This window comes from Ochrobactrum sp. Marseille-Q0166, assembly GCF_014397025.1.
GTDB lineage: Bacteria > Pseudomonadota > Alphaproteobacteria > Rhizobiales > Rhizobiaceae > Brucella.
The window spans coordinates 1,501,997-1,525,753 of record NZ_JACJUO010000001.1; the positions used below are offsets into that span (position 1 = coordinate 1,501,997).

Consider the following 23,757-nt stretch of genomic DNA (forward strand, 5'->3'; position numbering starts at 1 on the left):
CATCGATATTTGAAAAGAGCTTTACAAGTTACTTATTTTGCTTGTTATTCTTTTTATTCAAGCAACCAGAAATCGTCTTAAATACTAACTCGTAATGCTATGATTGAAGTGATGCAGGCCGGTTCTGGTGCTCAGGGATGTTTTGTTGCCGTTGTCGGCCCGAGTGGAGCTGGCAAAGATACAATCCTGGATGCAGCGCGAGAGGCGCTGAAAGATGATCTGCGGTTTCATTTTGTGCGCCGGGTCATTACCCGAGCAAAAATGTCCGGTAGTGAAGATCATGATAGCCTTGATGTAACATCCTTTGATAAAACTGCGGACGAGGGCGCTTACGCACTTCACTGGCAAGCGCATGGCTTGCGTTATGGTTTGCCGCGATCAATGGATGCGAGACTTGCAGAAGGCACTGTTGTGATTGCCAATGTATCGCGCAGGGTGCTGGCGGATATAAGCAGGCAATATCAATCACGTTCTATCGTTCTGATCACTGCGCAGCCGTCTGTCCTCGCCGAGCGACTTGCATTGCGTGGCCGCGAAACACGCGAGCAGATCGAAAAGCGTCTGGCGCGGGAAGTACGCTTTGATGACCAGGACGAAAATATCGTCACGATTGATAACTCCGCAGACATTGCGTCAGCGGCAGGAAAGTTCATCAATCATCTGATTAATGTTGCTTCAAAATCATAATATTAGATTATATTTTTGAAGTGAATTATCATATTAGAGCGTGTTGCGCTTAATCGTATCCACTGCGCTCGCTCTAATTCTTTGTTTTTACGCATGTCTTTATCCCATCGTAGCGGGACCAGAAATCAGTCCTGTGAACTGATTTCCCCGTGAAGACGGTGCCCACTTTGGGGAGACATGCTCTAGTTTCAGCCGTTGATCAGTGACCGCACACCGTCGGCAACGAACTGTACCGCAAGCGCTGCGAGGATCACGCCGAGCAGTCGGGTTAGGATAGAACGACCTGTTTCGCCAAGAAACCGATCGACACGTTCAGCGAGCAGCAACACAACATAGGTAATCAGCAGGCACACAGCGATAACGCCAAGAAGCGCTGCGCGTGGGCCAACACCGTCAAAAGAATCCGACGTCAGTACGATAGCCGAAATAGCACCTGGGCCAGCGATAAGCGGAATAGCCAACGGGAAGGCGGCGATATTGCGGATGTGGTCCTTCGTAATGGCAATTTCCGCGCTCTTTTCCTTACGCTCGGTTCGCTTTTCGAAAATCATCTCGAAAGCGATCCAGAACAGCAACAGACCACCTGCGACACGAAAAGCGCCAATGCTGATGCCAAACATACTGAGTATCTGTGCGCCAGCGATTGCGAACAGCGCCATGACGATGAAGCCGATGATGGACGCGCGTAGGGCTACCTGTCCGCGATGGTTGCGATCCATACCGGGAGTGAGTGCCAGAAACAGCGGCGCAAGGCCGGGCGGATCGATGGTGACGAGCAGGGTGACGAAGGCGCTGAAAACCGTATCGTAGAACCCCATGCTAAACTCGCCCCTTTTCTTAGAATGATGCAGCTGAATGGTTGAACAGATTGTAGCTGATCGGAGGGGGGAGGTCGATGCAAAGCATGGACTTAGACAACATCATTGCGCGATGTTTATGTGAATATCTTTCAAGCTATTGATAAGGTAGATGAAATTAGCGGCCCGATTTGGCCTCGAAATTGGCGTTTTGCACCATTTTAATTTATAACGTGACTTTATCGATTCTGTTGAGAAAGATATCTGAATAGTGTCAGATCTAACGCCTCCACCCGGTTCCGAAGATATGAATGGCGGCCCGAGCGGCCCTACAGGTATCGAACCGATTTCCATTATTGAGGAGATGCAGCGCTCCTATCTCGATTACGCGATGAGCGTTATCGTGAGCCGTGCCTTGCCAGACGTGCGCGACGGTTTGAAGCCAGTGCATCGTCGTATTCTCCATGCCATGAATGAGATGAGCCTCGCTTACAATCGCCCCTACCGAAAATCGGCAGGTGTGATCGGTGAAGTGATGGGTAAATACCATCCGCATGGCGACGCCTCTATTTATGATGCCTTGGTGCGTATGGCGCAGGACTTTTCCTTGCGTGATCCACTGGTTGATGGGCAGGGTAATTTCGGTTCCATCGACGGCGATCCGCCAGCGGCGATGCGTTATACCGAATGCCGTCTGGAGAAAGTCACTGAATCTCTTTTGTCGGACATCGACAAGGATACGGTTGATTTTCAGGATAACTATGATGGCCGAGAGAAAGAGCCGGTAGTTCTGCCTGCGCGCTTTCCAAACCTGCTTGTCAATGGTTCGGGCGGTATTGCGGTCGGTATGGCAACCAACATTCCGCCGCACAATCTTGGTGAAGTCATTGATGGTTGCGTAGCGCTGATCGACAATCCAGCTATCGAGCTGGAAGAAATCATGGAAATCATTCCTGGTCCAGATTTCCCCACCGGTGGTATTATCCTTGGGCGTGCCGGCATCAACTCGGCTTATAGCACGGGTCGTGGTTCCGTTATTATGCGTGGTCGCGTGGCGATTGAGCCAATGCGCGGCGACCGTGAAGCTATCATCATCACTGAGATACCATATCAGGTGAACAAGGCCTCGATGATCGAGAAAATGGCCGAACTGGTGCGCGACAAGCGTATCGAGGGCATTTCTGATCTGCGCGATGAATCGGACCGCGATGGTTATCGCGTTGTGGTCGAACTCAAGCGCGATGCCGTTGCCGATGTCGTGCTGAACCAGCTTTATCGCTACACGCCGCTGCAGACCTCTTTTGGCTGCAACATGGTGGCTTTGAACGGCGGCAAGCCCGAGCAGCTCAATCTGCTCGACATGCTGCGTGCTTTCGTGGCGTTCCGCGAAGAAGTGGTAACGCGGCGCACCAAGTTCCTGCTCAACAAGGCCCGTGATCGCGCCCATGTGTTGGTTGGTCTTGCAATTGCGGTTGCCAATATTGACGAGATTATCGCACTCATTCGTCGTGCGCCGGACCCGGCAACCGCGCGTGAGCAGTTGATGGAACGTCGTTGGCCTGCCGCCGATGTGGCACCGCTGATCCGTCTCATCGATGATCCACGTCATGCGATTAACGACGATAACACGTATAACCTCTCGGAAGAGCAGGCGCGTGCTATTCTTGATCTTCGCTTGCAGCGCCTGACAGCACTTGGCCGCGATGAAGTTGCGGATGAGCTGAACAAGATCGGCGAAGAAATCCGCGATTATCTGGATATTCTCGGTTCGCGCATTCGCGTCATGACAATCGTCAAGGAAGAGATGATTGCTGTTCGTGACGAGTTCGCTACGCCTCGCCGTACCGAGTTTGGTCTTGGCGGTGCCGAAATGGATGATGAGGACCTTATCGCTCGTGAAGATATGGTTGTTACCGTCAGCCACGCCGGTTACATCAAGCGCGTGCCGCTGGCGACCTATCGTGCGCAGCGTCGTGGCGGCAAAGGCCGCTCCGGCATGGCAACGAAGGACGAGGATTTCGTAACCCGTCTGTTCGTCGCCAATACGCATACGCCGGTGCTGTTCTTCTCCTCGCGCGGCATCGTCTACAAGGAAAAAGTCTGGCGTCTGCCAGTCGGTAATCCGCAGTCGCGCGGCAAGGCACTCATCAATATGCTGCCATTGCAGCAGGGCGAGCGCATTACCACGATCATGCCGCTGCCGGAGGATGAAGAATCCTGGGCAAACCTCGACGTCATGTTCTCGACCACGCGTGGTACGGTGCGCCGTAACAAGCTGTCGGACTTCGTTCAGGTCAACCGCAATGGCAAGATCGCGATGAAGCTCGAAGACGAGGGCGATGAAATCCTCTCGGTCGATACCTGTACGGAATTCGACGATGTGCTTCTGACCTGTGCTGGTGGCCAGTGCATTCGCTTCCCTGTCACGGATGTGCGCGTCTTTGCCGGTCGAAACTCGATTGGCGTGCGCGGTATCAATCTGGCGGAAGGCGATAAGGTTATCTCGATGGCTATCCTTCACCACGTAGAAGCAGATGCTGCTGAACGTGCGGCTTATCTGAAGCGTTCTATTGCTGAACGTCGTGCACAGGGAGCGGATGATGCGGATGATATTGTCGTTGTCGGTGAAGACGTCGAAAATGAAACTGAGCTCAACGAGGAACGCTACCACGAGCTGAAGGCTCGTGAGCAAACCGTTCTCACTGTTAGTGAATATGGTTACGGCAAGCGCTCTTCTTCCTATGAGTTCCGCGTCTCTGGCCGGGGCGGTAAGGGTATCCGTGCAACCGATACGTCGAAGACCGACGAAATCGGCAAGCTGGTTGCTCTGTTCCCGGTCGAGGCAAGCGATCAGATCCTGCTGGTTTCCGATGGCGGTCAGCTGATCCGCGTGCCGGTCGGTGGCATTCGTATCGCTGGACGCTCGACCAAGGGTGTCACGATCTTCAATACAGCTGACGGCGAAAAGGTCGTTTCGGTCGAACGCATTTCGGAAACGGAAAGCGATGAAGAAAACGGCTCGTCTGAGCCAGTCGTCTCGGCAGTTGAAGGTGATGCACCTGCTGCAGGTGGCGAAGAATAACGGAAACGCCCTGATGCCATTGATATCAGGGCGTTTCGTGTTTCAAATAAAAAGGCCGATGGTTCACCATCGGCCTTTTTTCAGATGCCAGGACTGGAGGGAACTTGCAATCTCAGGAAACTCAAAACTATATTTAACGCGAACTCAATTTACGCATGGCGCTTAGGCTAAAAGCGGCGGGACGTACGCGTTGGCGCTTTGCTTCATTCTCTTCCAGAAGCAAAATAATCGCCGATGCAGCCATTGCTACCATCATGGATAATGCCAGAAGAAATATCATCATCGCGGTATCCTTTCGTTATAGATACGCCTGAGAAGCAAAAAGGTTGCACCGAACTTGCGCCTGTGCTGGTAAACTGGTCGTGAATCTCGTGTGAAATCGTGCTTCACTGCTCATTCAATTTGTTTTCTTGGTTTCTGATTTCTTTCAATTGTGGTTGTTGTTGAAAATCTGATGAGAAAAGGCTAGCTGGAAGAAATGACGATCGCGATTTATGCGGGTTCTTTCGACCCGATCACCAACGGCCATATGGATGTTTTGAAAGGCGCATTGCGTCTTGCCGATCGGGTTATCGTCGCCATTGGCGTGCATCCCGGCAAGAAACCGCTGTTCAGCTTTGAAGAGCGTGTCGAGCTTATCAACGCAAGCGCTAAGGCTTTGCTTGGGGCTGACGCGCCGCGCGTTTCCGTGATTTCGTTTGATGCACTTGTCATTGATGCCGCGCGCAAGCATGGCGCGAAGCTCATGGTGCGTGGTCTGCGCGATGGCACTGATCTCGATTATGAAATGCAGATGGCGGGCATGAATGGAACAATGGCACCGGAATTGCAGACCGTCTTTCTGCCCGCCGATCCTGCTGTACGCACAATTACTGCCACATTGGTCCGCCAGATTGCCTCAATGGGCGGCGATGTAAAGCCCTTCGTTCCCGTAGCTGTTGCTTCGGCTCTGGAAGCAAAATTCAAATCCTGATTCAGGGAGTTTCTCGATTATGTCATTCATCCGTTCGGCCTTGGCCGCAGCTACGCTTGTTGCGCTTTCTCAAGGCGTGGCTTTTGCCGCTGACACCCTCAATTTGCAGCTCAAAGACGGCAATGTTGCTATTGAACTAGACCCAAAGCTTGCCCCGAAGCACGTTGCACAGATTGAAAAGCTCGTGAAACAAGGTGCATATGATGGCGTGGCTTTCCACCGTGTGATCCCTGGCTTCATGGCACAGACGGGTGATGTCAAGTTTGGTAATGTCGATAAAGGTTTCAATGCTTCGCGCGTTGGCACAGGGGGTTCCGAGCTTCCTAACCTCCCGGCCGAATTCTCCAAGGAGCCTTTTGTACGCGGCACTGTTGGTATGGCGCGCAGCCAGGACCCGAATTCAGCGAACTCGCAGTTTTTCATCATGTTCAATGATGGTGCCTTTCTGAACGGCCAGTACACGGTTGTTGGCAAGGTTGTCAGTGGCATGGACGTGGTTGATAAGATCAAAAAGGGAAGTGAATCCGACAATGGCTCGGTTGAAAACCCCGACAAGATCGTCAAAGCCACGATCTCAAAATAAAAAGTTTTAAATTCAACACGTATCCCCGTCCCAAAATCATTCCAACTTTTGGGGATACGCTCAATAGGAGAGGCCCGATGGCTTACAAAGACCCGGAAAACACGCTCGTTCTTGAAACCACCAAGGGCAATGTCGTTCTCGAACTCTTCCCTGATCTGGCTCCTGGCCATGTCGAACGCATCAAGGAACTGGCACGCGAAGGCGCTTATGACGGCGTTGTGTTCCACCGCGTTATCGACGGCTTCATGGCTCAAACCGGCGACGTCAAGTTCGGCAAGACGGGTGGCGCGCATTTCAACGGCTCACGCGCTGGTATGGGCGGTTCGGACAAGCCTGATCTTAAGGCTGAGTTCTCGAACACCCAGCATAAGCGCGGCACTGCTTCGATGGCTCGTTCGCAGAACCCGAACTCGGCTAACTCGCAGTTCTTCATCTGCTTCACCGATGCTCCATGGCTGGACCGTCAGTACACTGTATGGGGTCAGGTTATTGAAGGCATGGACAATGTGGACAAGATCAAGCGCGGCGAACCAGTTACCGATCCAGACGTGATCGTAACTGCCCGCATCGCTTCAGACATCTAATTCAGTCGTTTCTATAGAAATATAGCGGCTCCGGTTTTGCCGGGGCCGCTCTTGCTTTGATGCATTTCTGAAATTGAAATGCTCTGATGAGGTTTATGATGCGTGTTGATCTTTTCGATTTCGATTTGCCGGAAGAGAGCATTGCTCTGCGTCCAGCCGAACCGCGCGACCATGCTAAGCTTCTGCGTGTGCGTCCCGGTCAGCCATTCGAAGATCGACAGGTATTCGAACTGCCTGATCTTTTGCAGCCGGGCGATGCGCTCGTTTTCAACGATACCAAAGTCATTCCCGCACAGCTTGAAGGTATACGCGAGCGGGATGGCAATATTTCGCAGATTAGCGCTACGCTTCACATGCGTATCGGCCCTGATCGCTGGAAAGCATTCCTGCGTCCGGCCAAACGCGTGAAGGAAGGCGACCACATCCGTTTTGGCCATTCGGGTTCAAGCTGCTTCCTTGGAACACTCGACGCAACTGTTGCCGAGAAGGGGGACGCGGGTGAGGTTCTTCTGGTGTTCGACCTTTCTGGCGCGATGCTGGATGAAGCCATTGCTTCGGTCGGCCATATCCCATTGCCGCCTTATATTGCGTCCAAACGCGCCGAAGATGAGCGCGATCGCAGCGATTATCAGACGGTTTATGCGCGTGAGGAGGGTGCTGTCGCAGCACCGACTGCCGGGCTGCATTTTACGCCGGAACTGCTTAAAAAGATCCGCGAACGTGGCATCGAAGAGCATTTCGTAACGCTGCATGTGGGAGCGGGTACATTTCTTCCTGTTAAGGCAGACGATACCACCGAGCATAAGATGCATTCCGAGATCGGTTACGTTTCGCAGGAAACAGCCGATGCGCTGAATGCTGTTCATAAACGTGGTGGGCGGGTGATCTGTGTCGGCACAACATCGCTGCGCCTGATCGAGAGCGCTGCCGGTGAAGATGGCGTCATTCGCCCATGGGCGGGTCCGACCGATATTTTCATCACACCGGGCTATAAGTTCCGTGCGGTCGATCTGCTGATGACCAATTTCCATCTGCCGCGCTCGACGCTCTTCATGCTGGTTTCAGCGTTCAGCGGTTTTGAAACCATGCATGAAGCCTATAAACGCGCCATCGACACAGGCTATCGTTTCTATTCCTACGGGGACTCTTCTCTTTTAGAACGTGCATGAACCTGTTTCCTTTTCCTGCATAATTATTTAGAGACACGGCATGACCAGCGAAAATTTTGAATTCAAAGTGCTTGCGCGTGATGGCGCAGCCCGTCAGGGAGAAATCTCCATGCCGCGCGGCGTGGTGCGTACACCTGCCTTCATGCCGGTTGGCACAGCCGGAACCGTTAAGGCCATGTATATGGATCAGGTGAAGGATTTGGGCGCGGATATTATCCTCGGCAATACCTACCATCTGATGCTGCGTCCGGGCGCTGAGCGCGTCGCCCGTCTTGGTGGTCTGCATGAATTCGGTGGCTGGAAAGGCCCGATTCTGACCGATTCTGGCGGCTTTCAGGTCATGTCGCTCGCTCAGTTGCGTAAGCTTGATGAAAACGGTGTGACTTTCCGCTCGCACATCGATGGCAAGCCTTATGAAATGACGCCGGAACGTTCCATTGAAATTCAGGGACTGCTCGATAGCGATATTCAGATGCAGCTTGACGAATGCGTGGCGCTGCCATCACCTGAAAAGAACACCGAGCGCGCGATGGAGTTGTCATTGCGTTGGGCTGAACGCTGCAAGGTGGCGTTTGGCATACAGGCCGGTAAGGCGATGTTCGGCATTGTTCAGGGCGGCGACAATGCGCGCCTGCGTGAGCGCTCGGCTGAGGCGCTGAAGGCGATGGATCTCAAAGGTTATTCGGTTGGCGGTCTGGCGGTTGGTGAACCGCAAAGCGTCATGCTTGAGATGCTCGAGGTGGTTTGCCCGATTCTGCCTACAGAAAAGCCGCGCTATCTGATGGGCGTGGGCACGCCGGATGATATTTTGAAATCGGTTGCCCGCGGTATAGACATGTTTGATTGCGTGATGCCGACACGTGCTGGTCGTCATGGTCTGGCGTTCACGCGCTTTGGCAAGGTGAACCTGCGTAATGCGCGTCATGCCGATGATCATCGTCCGCTTGATCCAGAGTCTAACTGTCCGGCGACGCGTGATTACAGCCGCGCCTATCTGCATCATCTGGTCAAATCCGGTGAAGCGCTGGGCGGAATGCTGCTGACATGGAACAATCTGGCCTATTACCAATATCTCATGCAGGGGATTCGTGCTGCAATCGCTGAAGGTCGTTTTGACGATTTTGCGGCCGAAACGACAGCCGGATGGGAGAGGGGCGATATACCTGCTATTTAACTCGATAAAAACGCGCCGCAGATGGCGCGTTTTTTGTGCGTCCTTAAGCATGTCTCTCAAAAGTGGGCATCGATTTTTGAGGCTAAGACATGCGTAAAACAAAAATTACCCGTCTTGGAGGAGCTTTTCTAAGCGACAAATGACGGAATGCCGTTCTTCTTCACTTACAATGTCACAGTCCAGCAAGCGTCCACATTCCAAACCTGTTAGCGCCAGGTAGGTGATCAGAACAAGATTGTGATCTGATGCATCTTTGAGCATACGATCCAGCAAGGCTCGGTGATAATGCCTGACCGGGATCATGAAATCCGGATTTTCGACCAGCGCCGCCAAAATGCCGCTTGCCGGAGGTTCATCATCAGCTTGAATGCGGAAAACATCAAAGAAGGCTCGCGCTACCTGATTTTTCCCGCCAGCTTGAAGTTTTTCCTGAACTTCCATCGCACGTTCATGCTCTTTCATATACTCTTCGACCACGCCCTCAAGCAGTTTTGCTTTCGTCGGAAATGAGTAAAGCAACCCTCCTTTGGAGAGACCGGCGCGGGCGGCAACTGCGTCGAGAGAGATATGTGCTGGTCCGACTTCTTGGGCGAGCTCTACTGCTGCGCGCAAAATGCGCTCTCGCGAAGGGACCTTATTCTTTGCGTGCAATTCCTATGGTCTCCTGACAGTTCGATAGTTGACAATACCGTCCAGACGGTACAGTTATTTCTCTCTAATATTCAAGTAAAATACGTGCGACCAAATTGTGAGGAACATAAAGGAAGCACGCCAACGACACCCTGGAGTGCATCCGCAATGATCAAACGCCTCATTCTGGCAATAATTTTCCTCGTGATCGTCGTGGGGGGGCTCGTTGGTTTTAACCTGTTTAGAACTCAGGCGATCAAGGATTTCTTCGCCAATATGCAGCCGCCGGCCAAGACGGTTTCTACCATAACACTCGAACCCACGACATGGACGCCAGGTATTGAAGCAATTGGCTCCGCTAAAGCCATTAATGGCGTTGATCTGACAGTTCAGGTGAGCGGGATTGTTGATAAAATCGACTTTAAAGCCAATCAGGAAGTCAAGCAGGGAACTGTGCTTCTTCAGCTTGAAAACAGCATTGAAACGGCTGATTTGGTGGCTGCCAAGGCTGAAGCCGTGCTTGCGGATCAAAATCTAAAACGTGCTGAAACACTGAGGACGCGTGGTGTTGGGGCTGTTTCTGATGTCGATACGACTGCGGCTGCGGCGAGCGCCAAAAAGGCTGCTGTTGCCAAGATGCAGGCAGTCCTTGATCAGAAGACAGTCACGGCACCATTTACAGGTGTTATTGGTATTTCGAAAGTCGATGTCGGTCAGTATCTGACACCGGGCACAGTCATCGGTACATTGCAGGAAACTGACAAGATGCGCATCGATTTCACTGTGCCGGAGCAGTCGCTGCCTCAGCTCAGGCTGGGACAGCCGGTGCAGGTTGGTCCAAGTATGGAACAGCTTAATTATAGTGGTACAATTGTCGGTATCGATCCGAAGATCGACCCTTCGAGCCGTCTGGTTTCAGTGCGCGCCGAAGTGCAAAACGACGACCCACGCCTGACGCCGGGACAGTTTGTTCAGGTCCGCGTTGAACTTCCAAAGGAAGACAATGTGCTGGCACTTCCACAGACCGCTGTCATTCGCAGCCTTTATGGCGACTATGTTTATGCGGTTCGCCCTGCACAGCCAAAAGAAGGTGAAAAAGCTCCTGAAGGCGAGGCTGCAAAGCAGGTCGCGCAGCAGGTTTTCGTCAAGATTGGACGCAGCTACGGGGGGGTCGTTGAAATCACTGATGGCCTCAAGGCTGGCGATATCGTAATCACAGCGGGTCAGAACCGGCTTTCAGCCGGAACACCTGTAACGATTGACAATACGGTCAATCCAATCCCTGCGGCTGATAAGTAAGAGGGGTCGAGATGAGTTTTTCCGATATTTTCATCCGGCGACCCGTTCTTGCTACGGTGGTCGCTCTCATGATCATTCTCCTCGGTCTTCAAGGGATTGCGCAGCTTTCGGTGCGCGAGTACCCGAAGGTTGATGAAACTGTGATCACTGTCTCGACCGCTTATGCGGGTGCAAGTGCGGAGCTTATTCAGGGCTTCATCACTTCGCCGATTGCCGAATCTGTGGCGACGACAGAAAACATTGATTACGTTACGTCATCTAGCCGCCCATCGTCGAGCACGGTGACAGTCCAGATGAAGCTTGGCGCAAATCCTGATGCGGCACTAACGGAAGTGATTGCAAAGGTTAATCAGGTTCGTGGCAATCTGCCGTCCGAATCCGACGATCCAGTTATCGTCAAAGGAACGGGGCAGAGCTTTGCGACTATGTATTTGGCCGCACAGAACCCCAACATGACCAGCGAACAGATTACTGAATATCTGGAACGTGTCATGCAACCGCGCATTTCCACGGTTCAGGGTGTGGCGAAGGCTGATATTCTGGGCGGTCAGGTCTACTCTATGCGCGTGTGGATCGATCCGATCCAGCTTGCAGCGCGTCAAGTTACAGCTGCTGAAGTGCTTGCCGCGATCAATGCGTCGAACTTCCTGTCTGCGCCGGGACAGACTAAAAATGAATATGTAGCATCTTCGATTACTCTTGAATCGACATTGCAGACGCCGGAAGCCTTTGGCGCAATGCCGATCAAGTCAACGGGCGACCAGATTGTCCGTCTGCGTGATGTAGCAAAAGTTGAACTGGCTGCGAAGAGCACAGACACCATCGTTTCGTTCAACGGGTCTGCCGGTACGTTTTTGGCAATCTATCCGACTCCGTCTGCGAATCCGATTGATGTGGCGACGGCTTTCAAAAAGGAACTGCCAGCCATTCAAGCATCTCTGCCTGAAGGTATGACACTTGATCTGGTTTATGACGCGACCGAGCAGATCAGCTCGTCGATCAGTGAAGTTTTCACAACTATCGGTGAAGCTGTCGCAATCGTTATTCTGGTCATCATCGTCTTCCTCGGTTCGTTCCGCTCGGTCCTTATCCCGATTGTCACAATCCCGATTTCGCTGATCGGCGTCTGCTTCTTCCTCTATATCCTCGGCTTTTCGATCAATCTCCTGTCGCTGCTGGCGATGGTTCTGGCGATTGGTCTGGTGGTGGATGACGCGATTGTGGTGCTTGAAAACATTCACCGCCACATCGAAGAAGGATTGCGTCCAATGGATGCCGCCTTCAAAGGTATGAAGGAAATTACCGGCTCCATTATCGCTATGACGATCACTCTGGCTGCGGTGTTCGCGCCTCTCGGGTTTACCGGCGGTTTGACCGGCTCGTTGTTCCGGGAGTTTGCTTTCACGCTGGCTGGTGCAGTTATCATTTCAGGCGTCGCCGCTTTGACGATTTCGCCGATGATGTGCGCGCGAATGCTGAAGCACGGTGAAGCTTCACGATTCCAGCAATTTATCGACCGAAATTTCAAGAAGCTCGAAAAGTGGTACCATGGCATGGTATCCGGCTCACTTAACTATCGTCCGATTACCCTGATGATTGTTATTGCTCTGGTTGGGCTCACAGGCTTCCTTTTTGTGAATACCTCAACGGAACTTGCACCCGAAGAAGATTCGGGCGCGCTGTTCTCGATGTTCCAGGCTCCGCAATATGCGACATCTGCATATACCAATCTTTATGCAGAACAGATCGATAGCCTGACCAAGGACCTGCCTGAACTGGATACACGTTTCCAGATCGTTGGTATGGATGGCGGTACAACGTCCGGTATTGCGCTTTGGGTTCTCAAGGACTGGTCTGAACGCACACGCTCGCAAAAGCAGATTCAGGAAGACCTGACTGCGAAGCTGACAAAAGTTGCTGGCGTCGATGCATTCATTTTTGCGCCTCCATCGCTGCCGGGTGCCGGTGGTGGTCTGCCGATCTCGATTGCGCTTCAGTCGACGGGGCCATCCAGTCAGGTTTTTGAACTGGCCGAAGAAATTAAGAACGAAGCACAGGCATCGGGGCAATTCATCATTGTCCAGAACTCTATGTCCTATAATGCACCGCAAACCACGATCACCATTGATCGTGATCGCGCAGCAACGCTTGGTGTTCAGGTCAGCGATATCGGTTCGACCCTCGGCCTTCTGACAGGCGGGGCATCAATCGCCAAGTTTGACCGCGATTCCAACAGTTATGACATCATCACTCAGGTGCCGGACGCCTATCGTTCTACACCGGAGAAGCTCGGCGAATTCTTCGTTCGCAGTGTGTCGGGTGCAATGGTGCCACTTTCTTCAGTAATCGAGATCAAGCAGAATGCTTCGCCTGCCGCTATTGAGCAATTCAACCAGCTTAACTCGGCGACGATTTCTGCCTTGCCAATGCCAAGTGTCACAACAGGTCAGGGCCTCCAAACACTCGTCAATCTGGCGCAGCAGAAGATGCCGGAAGGCTTCTTCCTCGACTATTCCGGTCAGTCGCGTCTGGAAGTGGAGCAGGGCAACACGATCATGATCGCCTTCGGCTTGGCCGTTATAGTGATCTATCTGGTGCTTGCGGCGCAGTTTGAAAGCTTCCGCGATCCGTTCATCATCATGATGTCGGTGCCGCTTTCGATCTTCGGTGCGATCGTTCCGCTGAACCTTGGTCTGGGAACGTTGAACATCTACACGCAGGTTGGTCTCATTACTCTTGTAGGGCTTATAACCAAGCACGGCATTCTGATGGTGGAGTTTGCCAATCAGCAGCGTCGCCTGCATGGCCATTCGCGTCGTGAGGCGATCATCCTTTCAGCTGAAACCCGCCTGCGTCCGATTCTCATGACTACGGCTGCTATGGCGCTCGGTGTTGTTCCGCTGATTATTGCAAGCGGCGCAGGTGCAGCAGCGCGTTATTCGATGGGTCTGGTGATCTTCACCGGTATCACCATCGGTACGGTCTTCACGCTGTTCGTGGTGCCGATGTTCTATACGTTCATCGCCAAGAAGGACGTGGAAGGCGAGTACTTGCCATCGCAGGAAGATGGCAAAGAACCGGCGACTGCATCCCATCACTGAAACTTGTGTTGAATAATACGATTAAGGGCGGCCACATGTGGGCTGCCCTTTTTGTTGGGATGAAGTTGCATCCCCGCTTTTTCACACCATATGAGCTAGCATGATACCTTTATCCGTACTCGATCTTTCACCCGTCCCTGAAGGCAGCGATGCTGGACAGTCTCTGTGCAACACGCTCGAGTTGGCCCAGCAGGCCGAAAGACTGGGCTTTACGCGCTATTGGCTGGCCGAGCATCACAACATGCCCGGTATTGCCAGTGCGGCTACCTCGGTTGTTATCGGCCATGTGGCAGCGGGCACGTCCACCATTCGCGTTGGTGCAGGCGGAATCATGTTGCCTAACCATTCGCCATTGGTAATCGCAGAACAGTTCGGTACGCTGGCTTCGCTGTTTCCGGGTCGTATCGATCTGGGGCTTGGTCGTGCGCCGGGCACCGATCAGCTGACCGCACACGCGCTTCGCCGAAATCTGGAAAGCAGCGCCAATGATTTTCCGCGCGATGTCGTGGAGCTTCTCAATTATTTCAAGCCGGCTGATCCCGCACAGCGCGTTCAGGCCGTGCCGGGCGCGGGACTGAATGTTCCCGTCTGGATTCTCGGTTCAAGCCTGTTTGGCGCGCAATTGGCTGCGATGCTGGGGCTGCCTTATGGCTTCGCCTCCCATTTCGCACCGGCTGACATGGAACGCGCTGTAGAGCTTTATCGAGAACGATTTGAGCCGTCCGAATATCTGCAGAAGCCTTACGTCATGCTTGGGCTGAATGTCATTGCAGCCGATACGGACGAAGAAGCACATTATCTGTTCACGTCGCAATTGCAGGCATTTGTGAACTTGCGCAGCGGTCGTCCGGGCAAGTTGCCGGCACCGGTTGCGGGTTATCAGGAGCAGCTTGATCCTTCCGCACAGGCACTGGTGCGCCAGATGCTGTCATGTCGTGTCGTGGGTGGCCCCGAAACGGTCGACAAGGGCATTCGCGAATTTGCTGAACGCACCGGAGCTGACGAGTTGATGGTGACGGGCATGATCTATGACCATCAAAAGCGTCTTCGTTCTTATGAGATCGTCAGTAACTCGATGGCGTGAGGATCGAACTCGCGATTGACCTCAGTAAGAAGCCAATCGCGAAAAGCTTTGACCGCAGGCGTATTTGCACGCGCCTGCGGTGTCACAAAGTAATAGCTGCTCGGGCTTTTGACAGTGTGCTGATAGGCCACGACAAGCTGCCCGCTTTCAATTTCCGCACTGATCAGAAACAGCGGCATCAGTGCAATTCCAAGACCTGCGACGCAAGCCTGAGAAACATTTGAGAACTGCTCAAAGCGCATTCCGCCCGCAATAGGTGCTGCAATGTCGAGGCTTTTGAACCAGTGGCTCCATGCCCCGGGGCGTGATGCCATATTGAAAAGTGGCAGGCGCAACAGGTCATTCGGCTCGGTGATTGCATGCTGTTTCAGAAAAGCTGGACTGCAAACAGGCGCAACCGTTTCCTCCATCAGAAATGTGCAATCGGCATTCGGCCAGTCCGGTTGACCAATATGGATTGCCGCATCAAGGCCCTCGCGCTCAAAGTCGAACTGGCCAATGCGGGTGGCAAAATTCAGAATAATATCCGGATATTGCGCGACAAAACGCGGGATTCTCGGGATCAGCCAACGGGTGCCGAAGGTCGGCAGAAATGCAAGATTGAGCGTTGTCCCACGCATTTGCGACATGACCTGCAATGAGGCCGCGCGAATGGAGGCAAGGGCGGGGCTGATCCCACTCAGATAGGCGCGTCCGGCATCGGTCAGCAAAACATGGCGACTGGTGCGGTCAAACAGAGCAGCGCCAAGTTGTTCTTCCAATGCTGCTATTTGACGGCTGACAGCCCCTTGCGTCAGAGACAGCTCTTCCGCCGCACTCGAAAAGCTCTCGTGTCGCGCCACTGCGTCAAAGGCAGCAAGCGCGCTTGTCGAAGGAAGCAGGCGTCTCGATAGTGATGTCATCATCTATTACTAAACAGAATAGATCGATGAGTAAACGTTCATTGCATGATTCTGCTTTTCCGGTCACATTTGGGCACCTGAATTTGAGGAGATTATTCATGTCGCGTGCCGCATTTAACTGGGAAGATCCGTTTCTGCTTGATGAGCAACTGACCGAGGACGAGCGGATGATCCGCGACTCGGCGCAGGCTTTCGCGAGCGATGTTCTGCTGCCGCGCATTGAAAAAGCTTATCTTGATGAAACGACCGACCCGGACCTGTTTCGTCTGATGGGGCAGGCTGGCCTTCTTGGTGTAACGCTTCCCGAAGAATACGGCGCAGCCAATGCTGGCTATGTTTCCTATGGTCTTGTGGCACGCGAAGTCGAGCGCATCGATTCCGGCTATCGTTCGATGATGAGCGTTCAGTCGTCGCTCGTCATGTATCCGATCTATGCTTATGGCTCCGACGAACAGCGCAAGAAATATCTGCCGGGTCTGGTTTCCGGCGAATTGATCGGCTGCTTTGGTCTCACTGAGCCTGATGCCGGTTCCGATCCTGCGGGCATGAAAACCCGCGCCGATAAGATCGATGGCGGCTATCGCATCAGCGGTTCCAAAATGTGGATTTCCAATTCGCCGATTGCCGACGTTTTTGTGGTCTGGGCTAAGTCGACCGCCCATGATGGTGCGATCCGTGGCTTTGTGCTCGAAAAGGGCATGAAGGGTCTCTCTGCCCCGAAGATTGGCGGAAAGCTTTCGTTGCGTGCGTCGATCACTGGCGAAATCGTTATGGATGGCGTGGAAGTATCGGAAGATGCACTGTTGCCGAATGTATCGGGCCTAAAGGGTCCATTCGGCTGCCTCAACCGTGCGCGCTATGGCATTTCATGGGGTGTGCTGGGTGCGGCAGAGGATTGCTGGTTCCGTGCGCGTCAGTATGGTCTTGATCGCAAACAATTCGACAAGCCACTCGCTGGCACGCAGCTTTATCAGAAGAAACTCGCCGATATGCAGACTGAAATAGCGCTGGGCTTGCAGGCAAGCTTACGCGTTGGCCGTCTGTTTGACGAAGGCAAAATGGCACCTGAGATGATTTCCATCGTCAAGCGCAACAATTGCGGCAAGGCGCTTGATATTGCGCGTCAGGCTCGCGACATGCATGGCGGCAACGGCATTCAGATCGAATATCACGTTATGCGCCACGCGCAGAATCTTGAAACCGTCAACACCTATGAGGGAACGCATGATGTTCATGCGCTGATTCTCGGACGTGCGCAGACCGGCATTCAGGCCTTCTTCTGATCGCCGGAAAGGTTTTGAGAAATGCAGAATACACCGCTTGCGGGTCTTAAAGTCATTGAGCTGGCCCGCATTCTGGCCGGTCCATGGGTCGGACAAACACTGTCCGACCTCGGCGCGGATGTTATAAAGGTCGAAAGCCCTGAAGGTGACGATACGCGCAGATGGGGACCGCCATTTATCGAAGTTGAAGGCGAAGAGTCGGCTGCCTATTTCCACGCCTGCAATCGTGGCAAGCAATCCATCATTGCCGACTTTCGTACCGACGAGGGCAGGGCGCTTGTTCGCAAGCTCGTTGCCGATGCAGATGTGGTGATTGAGAACTTCAAGCTCGGCGGTCTTGATAAATTCGGTCTCGACTATGAAAGCCTGAAAGCCATCAATCCGCGACTGATCTATTGCTCAATCACGGGTTTTGGCCACACCGGGCCTTATGCAGCACGTGCAGGTTATGATTTCATGATCCAGGGCATGGGCGGAATCATGGACCTGACTGGCGAGCCGGACGGGCAACCGCAAAAGATTGGTGTGGCTTTCGCAGATATTTTCACTGGTCTTTATAGCGTCATCGCTATCCAGTCGGCGCTCATCATGCGTGAGCGCACGGGAAAGGGCCAGCACATTGATATGGCGCTGTTTGATTGCATGACAGCGGTTCTTGCCAATCAGGGCATGAATTATCTGGCGTCGGGCATTTCGCCCAAGCGGATGGGCAATGCGCATCCCAATATCGCGCCTTATCAGACGCTGCCTGTATCAGACGGTTATTTCATTATCGCCTGTGGCAATGACGGTCAGTTTGCAAAACTGACAGCGATCTTGGGTGTCGGTGATCTTGCGAGCGATTCTCGTTTTCTGACCAATTCGTTACGCGTTGCCAATCGCGATGCACTGACCGCTTTGTTGGAAGATCGCACGAAGCAATGGTTACGAGATGACCTTCTGGCTGCACTCGCCAAAGCAGGCGTGCCCGCCGGGCCGATCAACACGGTTGAAGATGTGTTTGCCGATCCGCAATTTATCGCGCGTCAGATGCGAATAGATCCTGACGGCGTGCCGGGCCTGCGGACGCCAATCCGATTCTCGGATGCTGAACTGAAGCTCGACACACGTTCACCGAAACTGGGCGAACATGGTGAACACTGATAAAGAAAAAGCCCGCTTAAAGCGGGCTTTTTTGAAAAACGAAAGGGTTTAATGCTGCCATTCTGGCGCTAAACAAAACTATCGTTTGAGAGAAAATGGTGCGGTCGAGAAGACTCGAACTTCCACGGGTTGCCCCACAGCGACCTCAACGCTGCGCGTCTACCAATTCCGCCACGACCGCACTGTGTGGTAGAAGCTGAACAATGTCAGCGAGAGGGCATTTAGCAAATCAATCTGGACTGCACAAGGCCATTCTTGCAGTTGAGCACAATTGAATGAAATTATTTTATATTGGGCTTAAATGTCTGATTTTAAAATACAAAAAATCCCTGCTTCATCTGGTGTTTAACCAGGTCGCAGAGCTGCGTCTTAAAAGAAATCATAACTCTTGGGAGAGAATGGTGCGGTCGAGAAGACTCGAACTTCCACGGGTTGCCCCACAGCGACCTCAACGCTGCGCGTCTACCAATTCCGCCACGACCGCACGTGGTAGAAGCTGAACTTGTCAGCGAGGAGGCATCTAGCAAATCGATCCGAAAGGCACAAGTCTATTCTTGAACTTCATCCAATCTTTTTGAAAATAATAGAAAAATAATGAGTTATCAGCCGCTGATGCCTTGAAGACGCTTAATGTCTTCCAGCCTTTTGACGGTTTCTGCATAGCCGATGTCGATTGCCTCAGATGCGCGGTGAAAGTCGGCGAGGCCGATTTGTCCAACAGTTGGCATCAGCGAAACATCGGGTGGGTCGCCAGCCATCCGCGCGCGGGAAATACGGTCCTGAATAATGTTGAAAGCTTCCATCATGACTCCCGTAATGCCAAGGCGGCTTTCCTTCTCACCATGAATCGCTTCGTTTAATGAGTCCTGACGCGATTGAGCGTGTTTGATAACCGCAGCACGGCCAAATTGGTCGTAATGCAGGTTCACCGCCAGCACGAGGCGTTGTTCATAGGCACGACAGACAGAGACGGGAACCGGGTTGACCAGCGCACCATCGACCAATACGCGCTCCTGCCAGCGGACGGGTTCAAACACACCGGGCAGGGCGTAGGATGCCCGCATGGCTTCAACCAGCGGGCCTGTAGAGAGCCAGATTTCGTGGCCCGTGCGCAATTCTGTACATACGGCGACAAATGGGCGATCAAGATCTTCAAGACGCAAACCGTCGAGATGCTCACGCATACGGCTGTCGAGCTTCATGCCGCCGAAAAGGCCACTGCCGCGAAATGTGATGTCTAGGAGGTTGAACATGCGGCGCCGTGTGAGGCTGCGCGCGAATTCTTCAAGCTGATCGAGCTTGCCCGCAAGATAACAGCCACCAACCAGCGCGCCGATTGAGGTGCCGGCGATCATTTCGATTTCAATGCCAGCTTCATCAAGCGCACGCAGCACACCGATATGTGCCCAGCCACGCGCCGCACCGCCGCCAAGCGCAAGCGCAATGCGGCGTGGTTCATGACGCGCCTGCTGTAGATCCGTGACTTCTTCTTCCGGCTTCAAGGGTTGCGTATTGGTTGCCTTGCGCCTTTGACCCCATGCGAGCATATCGACCAAGCACCTTTCATTTCGGTGAGTGTATCAAAACACCTTTTCGAAACAATAAATGCTGCAAATTGAAGTCGCGAGAGAAAATCACGCCTTCACGTCGATTTGGAGAGAGACACAAATCACGGGAAGATTTAGTGTTTGTGGCCGCAGGAATTATTCAGCGACAGGCTGACCTGACCATTTTCGGATTGAACCTGACGATAAAAGCAAGAGCGACGGCCTGTGTGGCATGTTGGGCCATCTCCTGCGACGCGAACTTTCAGCCACAGTGCATCCTGATCGCAATCGGTACGCAACTCGATCACGCTTTGCAGATTGCCGGAGGTTTCGCCCTTTTTCCAAAGCGTATTGCGGGAGCGCGACCAGTAATGCGCGATCCCAGTTTCAAGCGTCAGGCGCAATGCTTCCTCGTTCATATGAGCGACCATCAGCAACTCGCCATCACGTTCGTCGGTAACGACTGCTGTGATCAGGCCTGATGCGTCGAAGCGTGGCATGAAAACCAAGCCTTCTTCAATTGCCTTCTTGTCTGAAGGCTGAACGGGAAAAATACTCATTGTGGTGCCTGAATGTCTTTATTATTGGCGAATGAGGCTCATGAAGCGAACCTGTTCGTTCACGTCACTCTTATAGTCGCCGGTAAATGTCGTTGTGATTGTGCTTGAACCCTGTTTGCGGATGCCACGCATCGCCATACACATATGTTCGGCATCTATCAAAACCGCGACACCGCGGGGCTTCAAAATACGCTGAATGCTATCAGCGATCTGGGCCGTGATGCTTTCCTGTGTTTGCAGGCGTCGGGCAAAAATATCAACAACACGTGCAATCTTAGACAGGCCAAGCACCTTGCCATCTGGTAGATAGGCGACATGGGCCTTGCCGATGATTGGAACCATATGATGTTCGCAATGCGAGAAGAAGGTAATATCCTTCACCAGCACCATGTCATCATAGCCGGATACTTCTTCAAAGGTTGTTCCAAGCACATCTTCTGGACTTTCAGCATAACCGCCGAAAATTTCACTGTAGGATTTAGCTACACGCCTTGGTGTATCCAGAAGGCCTTCCCGGTCAGGATTATCACCTGCCCAAAGAAGAAGAGTGCGCACGGCGGCTTCCGCTTCGGCCTGCGTTGGTTTTTGCAGCGGAGTTTGCAAAGTGGATTCGTCACCAATTTTGAGGATGCGAGCGTCCATCAGTATTCTCCAGTAGCCTCCTTCAAGGAGGAGGCGAGTTAAACGGACAATACAACGATGCGTCTTGCGAACGTGCGATGTATTGATCAGGCAGCAACAAGCTGCCGGACGGGTATTTCAAAGGCGGCTCATGGCCATGTGATAATCTACCCATGGCGCATCCGCAATCTCACTATTATATAGAGAGGAAATTATAACTTCAAACCGTAGCCGGGCGACATAATTACGTTTTTATCCGGCAAGGCGGAAGGTTTGTCTAATGATTGATGAAGTCTATAACAAACGAATCCTCGAATTTGCAGGAAATATCGAACGGTTGGGGCGCATAGCGGATCCCGATGCCGTAGCGACCGTACACTCAAAATTGTGCGGGTCCACCGTCACTGTTTACCTTAAAATGGCCGATGGTGTCGTTAGCGATTTCGCACATGAGGTCAAAGCCTGTGCTCTGGGGCAGGCGTCTTCGTCTGTTATGGCGCGAAATGTCGTTGGCTGTTCATCGCAAGAGTTGCGATCCGTACGCGATGAAATGTATCGGATGCTTAAAGAAAATGGTCCTGTACCGGATGGGCATTTTGAAGATTTAAAATATTTTGAGCCTGTACGAGAATACAAAGCTCGTCATGCCTCGACGCTTCTGACATTCGATGCAGTTGTCGATTGTATTGAGCAAATCGAAAAAAAGGTGCAGGTCGCCTGATGTGTGGTTGCGGGAAAAATCATTCGGTTGATGTTGCCCCTCACCGGAAGCGGCAAACCCGAAACTTTACTGATCCGTGGCGAAAAACCCCGGGCAGATTACTCGGCACAAGCTTGATAAGGTTTTATCAGCTGACGTTCTCATCATTTATCGGTAATTCCTGCCGGCATATGCCGACTTGTTCTGAATATACCTACGAATCTGTAGCGCGTTATGGATTGTGGAATGGTAGCTGGATGGGGCTATTCAGAATCATGCGCTGCGGCCCCATGGGGACACATGGTTTTGATCCGGTTCCGCGCAAATTGTCTGCTTATTATCGTTGGTATTTGCCGTGGCGCTATTGGCGTGTGTCATCGACAAAAAGCTAGCAATTTTATTAAAATCTGTTGATCAATCTGTCTTTGATTAGAATTCGTTAATAATAAATCTGTTTTATCAGGAAACGCAAATCAGTTTGGTCTGGTGTCTTTTTGACGCCGCAATTCAGCTCCATTTGCATCGTGTTTTCTAGTCTTGCGAGCCATTATGCATAAATCGTCGTCCCGCATATCCCTGCTGATTGCCGGTGTTGCGCTTGGTGCCAGCATCTTCGGTGCTACCAACGCCATGGCAAATGTTTCATGGGTTGTGTTTGATGCCGATACTGGCGTTGTTCTGGGGCAGGAAGGCTCCACCGTTCAGCATGCACCTGCATCGCTTGCCAAGATGATGACGCTTTATCTGGCTTTTGAAGCTTTGAAGACGGGTCGTATTCATTGGGACGATGAAATGCCCATCTCCAAAAATGCTTCCGCGAAAGTCCGCATGAAGCTTTGGCTCAAGCCAGGCGAGACCATTTCCGTCCGTGATGCAATCAATGGCATGATCATTGTATCGGCCAATGATGCGGCAACGGTTATGGGAGAGTATCTTGGTGGTTCAGAAGCGGGCTTCGCACGTCTGATGACGCACAAAGCCCGAAATCTTGGCATGAAAAGCACCTATTTTGTCAATCCATCGGGATTAACAGGCAAAATGACACAGCTGACGACTGCCCGCGATATGGCGGTGCTTGGCATGTCGCTGCGGCGCGACTTTCCAAAAGAGTATGCGCTGTTTTCGCAGCGTTCTTTCAGCTACAAAGGTCGTCCGTTCAACGGTCACAACAATCTGATGTACCGCTATCATGGTGTTGATGGAATCAAGACCGGCTACACAGATGTTTCCGGTTATAACATCGTTTCGTCAGCTATTATCAATGACAAGCATCTGGTCGGTGCCGTGTTGGGGGCCGGCTCATCGCGTGAGCGCGACGATCGCATGGCCAAATTGCTAACCCGCTTTGCTGCCGAAGACGTCGAAACAGGCACCGACGATATTGTTACAGCTTCGGTCCAGACACCTTTGCCGGTGATCTCTCCACTTATGGCTGAAAAGCCAAAAGTTGATGCCGTTGCTGATATAATCGATGATAAAAAAATAGAGCAGGGTGATGGCGGCTTCCTGTTGAATGGCGCAATGTCTGCTTGGCGCGTTCAGGTTGGAGCGACTCCATCGCGTTCAGGTGCTAATGAGTTACAGGCCAAGTATCTGCCCGTCGTGAGCAGTCTGGTTCCGGGCACCAAGGGCGAGATTTCGCCTTCCACCCGAGGTCGGAAAGTCTATCGTGTCCGCTTCAGTGGCTTCAAGGATTCGGATGCTGCTGAAAAGACTTGTGAGAAGCTCAAGCAGCAGGGCGTTCCCTGTCTAGCTATCCGTAACTGAGCTCATCTAGTTTTCTGCGTGCTTAAAGCGCCGTGATGCAGTTTGCCACCGCGCTTTTGCTTTACCTAGTA

At 52.5% G+C, this 23,757-nt stretch carries 22 protein-coding genes and 2 tRNA genes; 15 read left to right on the forward strand and 9 right to left on the reverse strand.

Translation table 11 applies throughout. The features are described from left to right. The first annotated feature begins 111 nt into the window (after nucleotides 1–111). A complete protein-coding gene (gene phnN, locus H5024_RS07165; RefSeq protein ID WP_187544832.1) occupies nucleotides 112–687 on the forward strand; it encodes a phosphonate metabolism protein/1,5-bisphosphokinase (PRPP-forming) PhnN in 576 nt (191 codons plus the stop codon). Nucleotides 688–875: 188 nt separating this feature from the next. Here the strand turns inward: phnN and H5024_RS07170 are convergent, their stop codons facing one another. Further along, nucleotides 876–1,505 carry a MarC family protein gene (locus H5024_RS07170; protein WP_187544835.1) on the reverse strand — a complete coding sequence of 210 codons (630 nt, stop codon included), beginning with the start codon at nucleotides 1,503–1,505 and terminating at the stop codon, nucleotides 876–878. A 286-nt stretch (nucleotides 1,506–1,791) separates the two neighbouring features. On the opposite strand from H5024_RS07170, the gene gyrA reads away from it, so the two are divergent. Further along, nucleotides 1,792–4,566, forward strand: coding sequence for a DNA gyrase subunit A (gyrA, locus tag H5024_RS07175; RefSeq protein WP_187546681.1), 2,775 nt, complete (start codon nucleotides 1,792–1,794; stop codon nucleotides 4,564–4,566). A 133-nt stretch (nucleotides 4,567–4,699) separates the two neighbouring features. On the opposite strand, the gene H5024_RS07180 is transcribed toward gyrA, so the two are convergent. Continuing rightward, on the reverse strand, nucleotides 4,700–4,849 hold the full coding sequence (locus H5024_RS07180; protein ID WP_187544837.1) for a hypothetical protein: 150 nt from the start codon (nucleotides 4,847–4,849) through the stop codon (nucleotides 4,700–4,702). Nucleotides 4,850–5,044: 195 nt separating this feature from the next. On the opposite strand from H5024_RS07180, the gene coaD reads away from it, so the two are divergent. The 5 genes from coaD (at nucleotide 5,045) to tgt (ending at nucleotide 9,049) form a co-directional block, all read left to right on the forward strand. Then, the gene (gene coaD / locus H5024_RS07185; protein ID WP_187544839.1) at nucleotides 5,045–5,539 is read left to right on the forward strand and encodes a pantetheine-phosphate adenylyltransferase; all 495 of its coding nucleotides are present in this window, start codon (nucleotides 5,045–5,047) and stop codon (nucleotides 5,537–5,539) included. Between the two features lie 19 nt (nucleotides 5,540–5,558). Beyond that, nucleotides 5,559–6,122: a peptidylprolyl isomerase gene (locus tag H5024_RS07190; protein WP_187544841.1), complete on the forward strand. Its 564-nt coding sequence runs from the start codon at nucleotides 5,559–5,561 to the stop codon at nucleotides 6,120–6,122. A gap of 77 nt (nucleotides 6,123–6,199) precedes the next feature. After that, complete coding sequence (locus H5024_RS07195; protein ID WP_187544843.1) at nucleotides 6,200–6,706, forward strand: peptidylprolyl isomerase; 507 nt, start codon at nucleotides 6,200–6,202, stop codon at nucleotides 6,704–6,706. 98 nt (nucleotides 6,707–6,804) lie between these two features. Continuing rightward, nucleotides 6,805–7,875, forward strand: coding sequence for a tRNA preQ1(34) S-adenosylmethionine ribosyltransferase-isomerase QueA (queA, locus tag H5024_RS07200; protein WP_187546684.1), 1,071 nt, complete (start codon nucleotides 6,805–6,807; stop codon nucleotides 7,873–7,875). A 40-nt stretch (nucleotides 7,876–7,915) separates the two neighbouring features. Further along, complete coding sequence (gene tgt / locus H5024_RS07205; RefSeq protein WP_187544845.1) at nucleotides 7,916–9,049, forward strand: tRNA guanosine(34) transglycosylase Tgt; 1,134 nt, start codon at nucleotides 7,916–7,918, stop codon at nucleotides 9,047–9,049. Nucleotides 9,050–9,154: 105 nt separating this feature from the next. On the opposite strand, the gene H5024_RS07210 is transcribed toward tgt, so the two are convergent. Next, nucleotides 9,155–9,700 (reverse strand): TetR/AcrR family transcriptional regulator, encoded by a 546-nt coding sequence (locus tag H5024_RS07210; protein WP_187544847.1) that lies wholly within the window; start codon nucleotides 9,698–9,700, stop codon nucleotides 9,155–9,157. A gap of 147 nt (nucleotides 9,701–9,847) precedes the next feature. On the opposite strand from H5024_RS07210, the gene H5024_RS07215 reads away from it, so the two are divergent. From H5024_RS07215 to H5024_RS07225, 3 genes are all read left to right on the forward strand, one after another. After that, complete coding sequence (locus H5024_RS07215) at nucleotides 9,848–10,978, forward strand: efflux RND transporter periplasmic adaptor subunit (protein ID WP_187544849.1); 1,131 nt, start codon at nucleotides 9,848–9,850, stop codon at nucleotides 10,976–10,978. 11 nt (nucleotides 10,979–10,989) lie between these two features. Next, the gene (locus H5024_RS07220) at nucleotides 10,990–14,079 is read left to right on the forward strand and encodes an efflux RND transporter permease subunit (RefSeq protein WP_187544851.1); all 3,090 of its coding nucleotides are present in this window, start codon (nucleotides 10,990–10,992) and stop codon (nucleotides 14,077–14,079) included. 100 nt (nucleotides 14,080–14,179) lie between these two features. Next, complete coding sequence (locus H5024_RS07225) at nucleotides 14,180–15,163, forward strand: LLM class flavin-dependent oxidoreductase (RefSeq protein WP_187544853.1); 984 nt, start codon at nucleotides 14,180–14,182, stop codon at nucleotides 15,161–15,163. Here H5024_RS07225 and H5024_RS07230 read toward each other — a convergent pair. Next, nucleotides 15,133–16,065 (reverse strand): LysR family transcriptional regulator, encoded by a 933-nt coding sequence (locus H5024_RS07230; protein ID WP_187546686.1) that lies wholly within the window; start codon nucleotides 16,063–16,065, stop codon nucleotides 15,133–15,135. The genes H5024_RS07225 and H5024_RS07230 overlap by 31 nt on opposite strands. A gap of 98 nt (nucleotides 16,066–16,163) precedes the next feature. Here H5024_RS07230 and H5024_RS07235 point away from each other — a divergent pair, with 98 nt between their 5' ends. After that, nucleotides 16,164–17,348 (forward strand): acyl-CoA dehydrogenase, encoded by a 1,185-nt coding sequence (locus H5024_RS07235; protein ID WP_064320643.1) that lies wholly within the window; start codon nucleotides 16,164–16,166, stop codon nucleotides 17,346–17,348. A 21-nt stretch (nucleotides 17,349–17,369) separates the two neighbouring features. Beyond that, complete coding sequence (locus H5024_RS07240) at nucleotides 17,370–18,491, forward strand: CaiB/BaiF CoA-transferase family protein (protein WP_187544855.1); 1,122 nt, start codon at nucleotides 17,370–17,372, stop codon at nucleotides 18,489–18,491. A gap of 96 nt (nucleotides 18,492–18,587) precedes the next feature. Here H5024_RS07240 and H5024_RS07245 read toward each other — a convergent pair. From H5024_RS07245 to folE, 5 genes are all read right to left on the reverse strand, one after another. Next, nucleotides 18,588–18,672: transfer RNA gene (locus H5024_RS07245), tRNA-Leu, on the reverse strand. Nucleotides 18,673–18,890: 218 nt separating this feature from the next. Beyond that, nucleotides 18,891–18,975: transfer RNA gene (locus H5024_RS07250), tRNA-Leu, on the reverse strand. Between the two features lie 118 nt (nucleotides 18,976–19,093). Next, nucleotides 19,094–20,038, reverse strand: coding sequence for a patatin family protein (locus H5024_RS07255; RefSeq protein ID WP_187546689.1), 945 nt, complete (start codon nucleotides 20,036–20,038; stop codon nucleotides 19,094–19,096). 134 nt (nucleotides 20,039–20,172) lie between these two features. Further along, nucleotides 20,173–20,598 (reverse strand): phosphoribosyl-AMP cyclohydrolase, encoded by a 426-nt coding sequence (gene hisI, locus H5024_RS07260; protein ID WP_187544857.1) that lies wholly within the window; start codon nucleotides 20,596–20,598, stop codon nucleotides 20,173–20,175. Nucleotides 20,599–20,619: 21 nt separating this feature from the next. Beyond that, a complete protein-coding gene (folE, locus tag H5024_RS07265) occupies nucleotides 20,620–21,240 on the reverse strand; it encodes a GTP cyclohydrolase I FolE (RefSeq protein ID WP_187544859.1) in 621 nt (206 codons plus the stop codon). A 259-nt stretch (nucleotides 21,241–21,499) separates the two neighbouring features. Here folE and H5024_RS07270 point away from each other — a divergent pair, with 259 nt between their 5' ends. The 3 genes from H5024_RS07270 to H5024_RS07280 all read left to right on the forward strand — a co-directional run bounded on the left by H5024_RS07270 (nucleotide 21,500) and on the right by H5024_RS07280 (nucleotide 23,686). Beyond that, nucleotides 21,500–21,940 (forward strand): iron-sulfur cluster assembly scaffold protein, encoded by a 441-nt coding sequence (locus H5024_RS07270; RefSeq protein ID WP_187544861.1) that lies wholly within the window; start codon nucleotides 21,500–21,502, stop codon nucleotides 21,938–21,940. Beyond that, nucleotides 21,940–22,311, forward strand: a complete 372-nt coding sequence (yidD, locus tag H5024_RS07275) for a membrane protein insertion efficiency factor YidD (RefSeq protein ID WP_187544863.1) — start codon at nucleotides 21,940–21,942, stop codon at nucleotides 22,309–22,311. The genes H5024_RS07270 and yidD overlap by 1 nt, the downstream gene beginning before the upstream one ends. A 157-nt stretch (nucleotides 22,312–22,468) precedes the next feature. Further along, nucleotides 22,469–23,686: a D-alanyl-D-alanine carboxypeptidase gene (locus H5024_RS07280; protein WP_187544865.1), complete on the forward strand. Its 1,218-nt coding sequence runs from the start codon at nucleotides 22,469–22,471 to the stop codon at nucleotides 23,684–23,686. The last annotated feature ends 71 nt before the right edge of the window (nucleotides 23,687–23,757 follow it).